At 46.5% G+C, this 8,121-nt stretch carries 6 protein-coding genes and 2 tRNA genes; 3 read left to right on the forward strand and 5 right to left on the reverse strand.

The window, feature by feature from the left end; translation table 11 throughout:
• Positions 1 to 51 precede the first annotated feature (51 nt).
• Both ACI4WN_RS06145 and ACI4WN_RS06150 read right to left on the reverse strand, forming a co-directional pair.
• Positions 52 to 330, reverse strand: coding sequence for a hypothetical protein (locus tag ACI4WN_RS06145; RefSeq protein ID WP_439777422.1), 279 nt, complete (start codon positions 328 to 330; stop codon positions 52 to 54).
• Between the two features lie 31 nt (positions 331 to 361).
• Positions 362 to 1,366, reverse strand: coding sequence for a serine hydrolase domain-containing protein (locus ACI4WN_RS06150; protein WP_439777423.1), 1,005 nt, complete (start codon positions 1,364 to 1,366; stop codon positions 362 to 364).
• Between the two features lie 174 nt (positions 1,367 to 1,540).
• Here ACI4WN_RS06150 and ACI4WN_RS06155 point away from each other — a divergent pair.
• Positions 1,541 to 1,612: transfer RNA gene (locus ACI4WN_RS06155), tRNA-Glu, on the forward strand.
• Positions 1,613 to 1,618: 6 nt separating this feature from the next.
• Positions 1,619 to 1,691, forward strand: a tRNA-Gln gene (locus ACI4WN_RS06160).
• A 74-nt stretch (positions 1,692 to 1,765) separates the two neighbouring features.
• Here ACI4WN_RS06160 and ACI4WN_RS06165 read toward each other — a convergent pair.
• The 3 genes from ACI4WN_RS06165 to ACI4WN_RS06175 all read right to left on the reverse strand — a co-directional run bounded on the left by ACI4WN_RS06165 (position 1,766) and on the right by ACI4WN_RS06175 (position 5,614).
• Complete coding sequence (locus ACI4WN_RS06165) at positions 1,766 to 3,370, reverse strand: peptide ABC transporter substrate-binding protein (RefSeq protein WP_439777424.1); 1,605 nt, start codon at positions 3,368 to 3,370, stop codon at positions 1,766 to 1,768.
• A gap of 204 nt (positions 3,371 to 3,574) precedes the next feature.
• Positions 3,575 to 4,915 carry a glucose-6-phosphate isomerase gene (locus ACI4WN_RS06170; protein WP_439777425.1) on the reverse strand — a complete coding sequence of 447 codons (1,341 nt, stop codon included), beginning with the start codon at positions 4,913 to 4,915 and terminating at the stop codon, positions 3,575 to 3,577.
• A 60-nt stretch (positions 4,916 to 4,975) separates the two neighbouring features.
• A complete protein-coding gene (locus tag ACI4WN_RS06175) occupies positions 4,976 to 5,614 on the reverse strand; it encodes a VanZ family protein (protein ID WP_439777426.1) in 639 nt (212 codons plus the stop codon).
• Positions 5,615 to 5,763: 149 nt separating this feature from the next.
• Between ACI4WN_RS06175 and ACI4WN_RS06180 the strand changes: the two genes are divergently transcribed.
• Positions 5,764 to 7,995, forward strand: a complete 2,232-nt coding sequence (locus ACI4WN_RS06180; protein ID WP_439777427.1) for an LTA synthase family protein — start codon at positions 5,764 to 5,766, stop codon at positions 7,993 to 7,995.
• Positions 7,996 to 8,121: the final 126 nt, after the last annotated feature.

The following is an 8,121-nucleotide window of genomic DNA, read 5'->3' on the forward strand; positions in this document are numbered from 1 at the left end:
ATCAATGATCTAGCTTTTTCTTTTGCCTTCAGTAAGTTACTAAATTAGTTACTAAATAGCCGTGGTAATGACCGCAATCAGGGTTACGATCGCTACTAGCAAGGCAGCCTGAGCCACCGTCCGGTAGGTTTTAGCTTCTTTGGCCTTCTTTTGAAAAATCAGGCTCAAGGCCATTTCGATCACGGCCACTAACAGCGCCCCAATCACGGTAATTACGAAAAAAGGTTGCAAGCGGCTATTAAAGTGACCCCAAATAATGATGATTAGGCCATAGATGGCCAGAATGATATAGCTAATCTGCTTCTTGCTCAGCTTCTTTGTTTTTTTCACGAAAGTCTCCTTTGGGTTTTCTATTGGTTTTCTATTTGTTTTCGGCTAAAAAGGCGTGAATGATCCGGCTCCGCATGGTCAAAAAGGCCTGGTTGTGCCGGGTCGGGTGGACCCGGTTGGTCAGTAAGATCAAGCCTGATTGCTTGATCCGGTCAAAGAGAATCAAGGTGCCGGTATAGCCCGTATGGTAGATGATGGGATAATTTTTTTCTGGATCAAAAATAAGATTCCAGCCCCAAGACCGCTCTTTTAGCCCTGCCGGCGTCTTGACCTGGTACAAATCTTCTACGCTTTCTCTTTTTAAAAAAGGCAAGTCGCTCACGCCCATGTAGCCCTGGCCCATTTTGACCAGGTCTTCCATCACGGAAAAAAGCCCTGCTGACCCGCAGCGCTTGCCCAGCTGCTGGGCCTTAGGATCATGGACCGTCCCTTGCAAGACCTGTCCGTCAACCAGCTCTGTCGGCACGCATTCAGCCTTGGGCGGGTCAAAAGTGGTTTCCGTCAAGCCCATTGGCTGAATCACCCGCTCCATGGCCAAGTCCTGTACTGGCTGGCCCGTTAGCCGCTCTAAGGCAAGCCCCAGCAAGACGAAGTTGGTATCGGCATAGCGGACGACCCGGTTAAATTCACTGGTCACTGGCAAATTGATAATGGCAGAGGCCAGCTCTTCTCCTGACAATTGGTCCCGGTTGGGGATCCAGCCCTTAATACCGGACGTATGGGTGAGCAGGTGGCGGATCTCCACCCGGCTGTCTTTAAATTCGGGGATGAACTTTTGCAAGGGATCGGCAAAAGCCATCCGCCCTGCTTCCACCTCTTGCAAGACTAGCGGCGTCGTTGCCAAGACCTTGGTGCAGCTGGCCAGGTCATAGTAGGCAAAGGGGCTGAGCTGTGTAACTTTGGGATAGATGCTGGCAAAGCCCACGGTTGATGCAAAGACCTGCTCGCCCTTTAAGAAGGCATAGTTGACCCCTGGCACGATCCGCTCTGAAGCTAGTGCCTCAATCAGGGTCTGGGTTTTGGGAAAATAGATCATGCCTTGCCTCCTTCATGCGCAAAATAAAACTATGATCTATTATAAGCTATTGGCGCAAATCTTTATCACTTTTTTCACCATCTTGAAAAAACTTTTGCTTTTTTCCGCCTGATAACTTGACTTTCTTTTCTAAAAAAAGCATAATAATAAACGTCGGTGATGAACACTGAACTTCGCCCGTTGGTCAAGTGGTTAAGACGCTACCCTCTCAAGGTGGAGTCATGAGTTCAATTCTCGTACGGGTGATTTTACTGCGATGTAGCCAAATTGGTAAGGCAGTGGACTCTGAATCCATAATGTTCCGGTTCGAGCCCGGACATCGCAATAAATAAAAGCGAAGCTTGTAATCAAGCTTCGCTTTTTTGTTATCTTCTAAACTTTTTTCGCTTCAAGACTGAGCTACTTGATGTAGGCATTCTTGAAGTCCCAGTCAGCCCGGGTGCAGAGCCAGCCCTTAACGTTTGGCCGAATCATCCATGCATCGTCTTCGTAGTAGACTGGAACTACGCCGCAGTCCTTCAGCATTATGCTTTCAGCCTGGCTCATGTCCTTCATCCGCTCATTTTGATCGTTGGTGTTCTTTGAAGCCTTGATCAAGCGGTCATATTCACTGTTCTTCCAAGAGCCGTAGTTTGAAGCATTGGTGCTGGTCAGCAATTCCAAGAAGGAAATTGGGTCGCCGAAGTCCGCAATCCAGTCAGATCCACAAAGCTGGAAGTTGCCATTTTCCCGGCGAGCCAGTCTGGTCTTAAATGGCACGCTGGTCACCGTTAATTTGAGGCCGGACAAGTTGCTTTCCAGCATGCTTTGGAGAGCTTCACCGGTCTTCTTGGCTGAGTCCGTGTCACTGGTCAAGAGGTTCAAAGTGAGTGAGCTCTTGCCCAGTTCTGCCAAGCCCTGTTTCCAGTACTTCTTAGCCAAACTTGGATTGTAGGTTGCCATCTTCTTGGCGCTGCTATCAATCATGCTCGTGTAGTCCTTACCGTTCACCTTGGTCAAGTCCTTGGCCGTGTAAGTATTAGCCGGCAGGTTGTTGCCGCCCAAGATGCTGGTCAGGTTCTTCCGGTTGATGGACAGAGAAATCGCCTTCCGGATATTGGAGTTAGCCAGGTTTTGGTTCTTTTCGTTTAATTCCAGGTAGTAGGTACCACCGTTTGCCAGGCTCTGGTAAGCGGACTTGCCCTTAAACTGCTTGGTCAAGTTGGAATCTAGGCCAAAGCCGTCCAGCTTGTTTGATTCATAGAGGTTGTAGGCCGTTGATGGGGTCTTGTTAACCGTGTAGTTGATCTGGCTCAGCTTGACACTGGACTTGTCCCAGTACTTGCTGTTTTTCTCCAGCTTCCAAGATAAGTTAGAGCCGGTCCAGCCCTTTTGGACAAATGGCCCGTTGTATGCCATATACTTGGATGCCGTCCCGTACTTATCGCCGTACTTCTTGACGGCTTTTTCTTGTTGCGGGAAGAAGACTGGAAAGGCCATCAGGTCCTTAAAATAGGCCATACGCTTCTCTAAAGTGACGACTAGCTGATACTTGCCCACAGCCTTGATGCCGAGGCTAGAAACCGGCTTTTTGCCGTTTTGAATGCTGTCAGCATTCTTGATCCCGGAAAAGAGGTAGGCATATTCTGATTCAGTCTTAGGGTTAACGGTTCTGCGCCAAGAATAAACAAAGTCCTTCGCCGTTACCGGACTCCCATCGCTCCAGGTAGACTTGCGCAAATTGAAGGTATAGGTCAGGCCATCTTTAGATACCGTTGAACTAGTTGCCAGGCCAGGCGTTTGCCCATTCTTGCTGCTCCGGTACAAACCTTCCATGGTGTTGACCATTTGAGTAAAGCTGACGACGTCAGTTGCCTTGGAGGGGTCCATCGTGGTAATTTCCCCAGCTACCGACCAGCTCAAATCCTGCTTGCTTGAGCTGCTCTTCTTTGAACTGCCACAAGCCGTCAAAGCGGTCGCTGCTAGCAGCACTGCCCCGGCTTGCCAAAACTTCTTCTGCTTCATCTTTTTCACTCCTTTTTCATCATTTTACAATCACAATTCATAAGGGATTATTTGTTGTATCCCCTTACAATCTATGTTATACTTTTACATTTTTATTTCAAGAGCAAAAAAGTAAGTAAAAAGTAAAGATTTTTGACCACAAAGAAAAAGAGCAAAGCATTTGCTTTGCTCTTTTCATTGTTAAGACATAATCTTTTTGCTTGATTACAGGCGGCTTGCCAATTCGTCGTGCAAGTCTTCATAGCCTGGCTTGTTCAGCAAGCCAAACATGTTGCGCTTGTAGGCTTCAACGCCTGGTTGGTTGAATGGGTTGATCCCGTTCAGGTAGCCTGAAATAGCAACTGACAATTCGAACCAGTAGATCAAGTAGCCCAAAGTGTGTTCAGTTTGGTCAGCAATGTTCACAGTCATTACTGGAACGCCGCCGTCAGTGTGGGCCAAAACCACGCCTTCGTAGGCACGGTCGTTTACGTAGTTCATGGTCTTGCCTGACAAGAAGTTCAATTGGTCCAAGTTGCTTTCATCACTTGGGATTTCAACGTCAGCGCGTGGGCCAGCAACCCGGACTACAGTTTCCATCAAGTTGCGGCGACCTTCTTGGATGTATTGACCAAGTGAGTGTAAGTCAGTGGTGAAATTGGCACTTGATGGGTAGATGCCCTTTTGGTCCTTGCCTTCTGATTCACCCATCAATTGCTTCCACCATTCGCCAAACATTCTGATGCTTGGTTCGTAGTTTTCAAGGAGTTCAGTAGTGAAGCCCTTGCGGTAGAGAATGTTTCTCAAAGCGGCGTATTGGTAAGGTGAATCCTTGGTTACGTCGGTGTCAGTGTAAGCAGCGCGGGCGTCTGCAGCACCTTGCATCAAGGCGTCGATGTCGCAGCCAGCAGCAGCGATTGGCAATAAACCAACTGCTGACAAAACGCTGAAACGACCACCAACGTCATCTGGAACTACGAATTCTTCGTAGCCTTCAGCGTCGGCTTCAGTCTTCAAGGCACCCTTCTTGCGGTCAGTGGTTGCGTAGATACGCTTAGCTGCTTCTTCCTTGCCGTACTTTTCAATCAGCTTAGCCTTCAAAACGCGGAAGGCAACTGATGGTTCAGTGGTGGTACCTGACTTAGAAATGATGTTCAAGGAGAAGTCCTTGTCGCCAAGCCAGTTGATCAGGTCTGACAAGTAAGTGCCTGACAAAGAGTTGCCGCAGAAGACAACCTTTGGATAGTCACTCTTTTCAGCCATGTAGAAGGATGAGTTCAAGAATTCAATAGCGGCTTGGGCACCCAAGTATGAGCCACCGATACCGATACCGATCAAAACGTCTGAGTCGCTTTGAATCTTCTTGGCTGCCTTCTTGATTCTGGCAAATTCGTCCTTGTCATAGTCAACTGGCAAGTCAAGCCAGCCGCGGAAGTCGTTGCCGGCACCAGTGCCGTCGCGAAGCTCCTTGTCAGCTGCGTTGACCATTGCTTGCATTTCCTTCAGTTCGTTGTCGTGAACAAAAGGAGTTAACTTACTACTATCAAAACTAACTACACTATTCATTGATTTATGCTTCCTCACTAGAAAATGTTAAATAAATCATTCACAAGATAATAGTATCATTTATACCCTTACATTGCTAGTCTTTTTGCGTTTTTTTACACAAATTTGAACTAGCTTGTAGAGGCTATACCCTAATAATACACCGCAAGTGTTAAAAAAGACATCATCGACATCGCTCACTCCGGTTAAAAGTAAAAATTGCAAAATTTCGATCGAAATTGAGCTCAGCATCCCGCTGACCAGCACCCGCCAAAAGCAGGCTTTTTGCTGCAAAAAGTTGGGCACTAAGAGGCCAAAAGGCACAAAGGCCAAGATATTTCCCAGGGAATTATAGTAAAAATCGACCTTGCTTGGGGCATAGATCAGCTTCCAGGTATTTTTTAAAAAGACAAAATTGACATTGTCCAGGCTCCGGTCCCAGTGAAAGTTGAGTTCCCACGGGAAATAAGTATAGCGGAAGGTCGTCAGCATCAAAACCAAGATGAAGTAAAAGGCAAAGAGCCAGACGCCAAATTCTGACTGAACCGACCGCCTTTTCCGGATGACCAAAAGCCAGCAAAGCCGAATCAAGGCAAAGATCAAGAAGTAAAAAATAGTCTTGTCTAACCCTTGCAGGGTTAATTTTACCAGGGCAAAGTGATTGATACTGGTCGCGTACCGGCTTGCCAAAAAGCTGTATAAGGGTCCTAAAAATAACATCTGCACCAGTCCAATCTATCGAGTCTGCTTTCAATTATACAAGTTTTCCTGGAGTAAGTTTTTAAGAAAAAGATAACTCTTCGGAAATATTTGTCTATTTTCTTCCCAACCATTAAAATTAAGACAGATATAACAAGGAGATTACAATTTTGAAAAAGAAGAACGTTCTCAGCAAAGTTCAAACCAGAACGGGCTTTTTAGCCTTGCTGGTGCTCACTTACTGGCTGAAGTATCTTTTTGTTGCCTATTGCGACTTTAATCTTGGCTTAGGCGACCCCCTCCAGCACATCATCATGTGGCTGAGCCCTTTTGGCTTCTCGATCATTTTGCTTAGCTTGGGCTTTTACTTTTCTAAGCCCCTCGTTTCTTACCTGGCCATGCTGGGCATCGACATTGCCAACACTGGCCTCTTATTTGCCAATGTCTTATATTACCGGCAGTTTGCCGATTTCATCACGGTCAAGACCATGGCTAATTTCAGCAAGGTCTCGCAAGGCTTAGGCAAATCCAGTGCTGCCCTCTTAGAACCCAGTGATCTCTTGATCTGGCTGGACCTGATTGTCATTATTTTTCTCTTGATTTTTAAAGTCATCAAGATCGATCAAAGATCCTACGGCTTCTCCCGCACTTTTGCCATTACCTCTTTTGGCTTCTTTGTCTTGGGACTCAACTTAATGGTCGCCGAATTCAGCCGGCCGCGTTTGCTTAAAAACACCTTCGACCGGACTTACGTGGTCAAATATCTCGGCATCGATGCCTTTACTGCTTATGACGGGATCAAGAACGAGTCAAGCACGACCGTGACCAAAAATGCCACTAGCAGCGAGCTCAACAAGATCTTGGACTTTGTCCAGAAGAATTACGCCAAGCCAAATTCTCAGTATTATGGCAAGGAAAAAGGCAAAAACGTCATTGTCATCCACCTAGAGAGTTTCCAGCAATTTTTGATCAACTTAAAGGTCAACGGTAAAGAAGTCACTCCATTCCTGAACTCTTTATACAAAAACAAGCACACCCTCTCATATAGCAACTTCTACCACCAAGTAGGCTTGGGGCGGACCAGTGACGCGGAAAACATGCTGGAAACCAGTACTTACGGCATTTCTGACGGATCCCTTTTTACCTCTTTGGGCTCCACCAACACCTTCCAGGCAGCTCCGCAGATTCTGAGAAACAATGGCGGCTACACCTCCGCTGTCTTCCACGGCAATGTTGGCAGCTTTTGGAACCGAAACGATGTTTATAAAAATATGGGCTACAACTATTTCTTTGACAAAAACTACTTTAGTCAAGGAGACAGCGACAGTTCTGGCTACGGCTTAAAGGACAAGCTGCTCTTCAGTGAAAGCATCAAGTACCTGGAAAAGATGCAGCAGCCTTTTTACGTTAAATACATCACCGTCACCAACCACACGCCTTTTGAGCTGGACGAAGAAGACCAGGATTCGGACTTTAAGACCAGCAACACTTCGGACAAGACGATCAACAATTACTTCTTAACAGCCCATTACCTAGACCAGTCCTTAAAGGAATTTTTTGCCTACTTGAAAAAGTCTGGCCTTTACCAAAAGTCCATGATCGTCATCTACGGTGACCACTATGGTCTCTCTAACGATGAATATACGACCCTGGCACCCTTGATTGGCAAGGATCCAAGTGACTGGTCCAGCTTTAATACCGCCCAGATGCAGAAGGTACCGTTCATGATCCACGCTTCTAACTTAAAAGGCGCCATCAAGGATACCCTGGCTGGGGAAATCGACGTGCTACCGACGCTCCTCCATCTTTTAGGGATTAACAACAGTCAATACGTCCAATTTGGGACCGACATCTTGTCAAGCGAGCACAAGCAGATCGTCGTCTTTAGAAACGGGACGGTGATCACGCCGACTTACACCCTGATCGGGGGCAAGACTACAAAGGGCAATGTCTATAACTCAAAGACTGGCGAGGCCTTGACCAGCTTGACTGCCAAGCAAAAAGAAGCTGTCACGAAGATTTCTCTTTATGCTAAGCAGTCCCTTGCCTTGTCCGATACCTTAAACAGCAAAAACCTGCTCCGCTACTACACCCCAAAGGGCTTTACGCCGGTGACGCCAAGCTTTGACTACAGCAACAACTACCAGCAGATGATGGACATGATCGCCAGCTTAGGCAATGAATCAACTGCCCTTTATAGTCAAAAGGGCTCAACTACCAGGCTTTATAAGACGGATGCCAAGGAATTGGTCGGCCGGCAAAGCGAGATCACCAAGGTACCCGAGAGCGTCTTGAATGCTTCTACTTCCTCTAGTTCAGGATCAAGCAGCTCATCAGCAAGTTCATCCAGTTCTAGTTCAGCTAGTTCCGCAAGCTCAAGCAAAAAGAGCAGTAAGCAGTAAAAAGCATAATAGAAAGTAAGATAAGTTAAATAGTCAACAAAAAACATCTCGGTCAAACCGAGATGTTTTTATTTCTACTCTAAGTCAAGTATTATCAACGATTTTAGGCAATTTTATTTTGAAATA

The organism is Lactobacillus sp. (assembly GCF_051893255.1).
Classification (GTDB): domain Bacteria; phylum Bacillota; class Bacilli; order Lactobacillales; family Lactobacillaceae; genus Lactobacillus.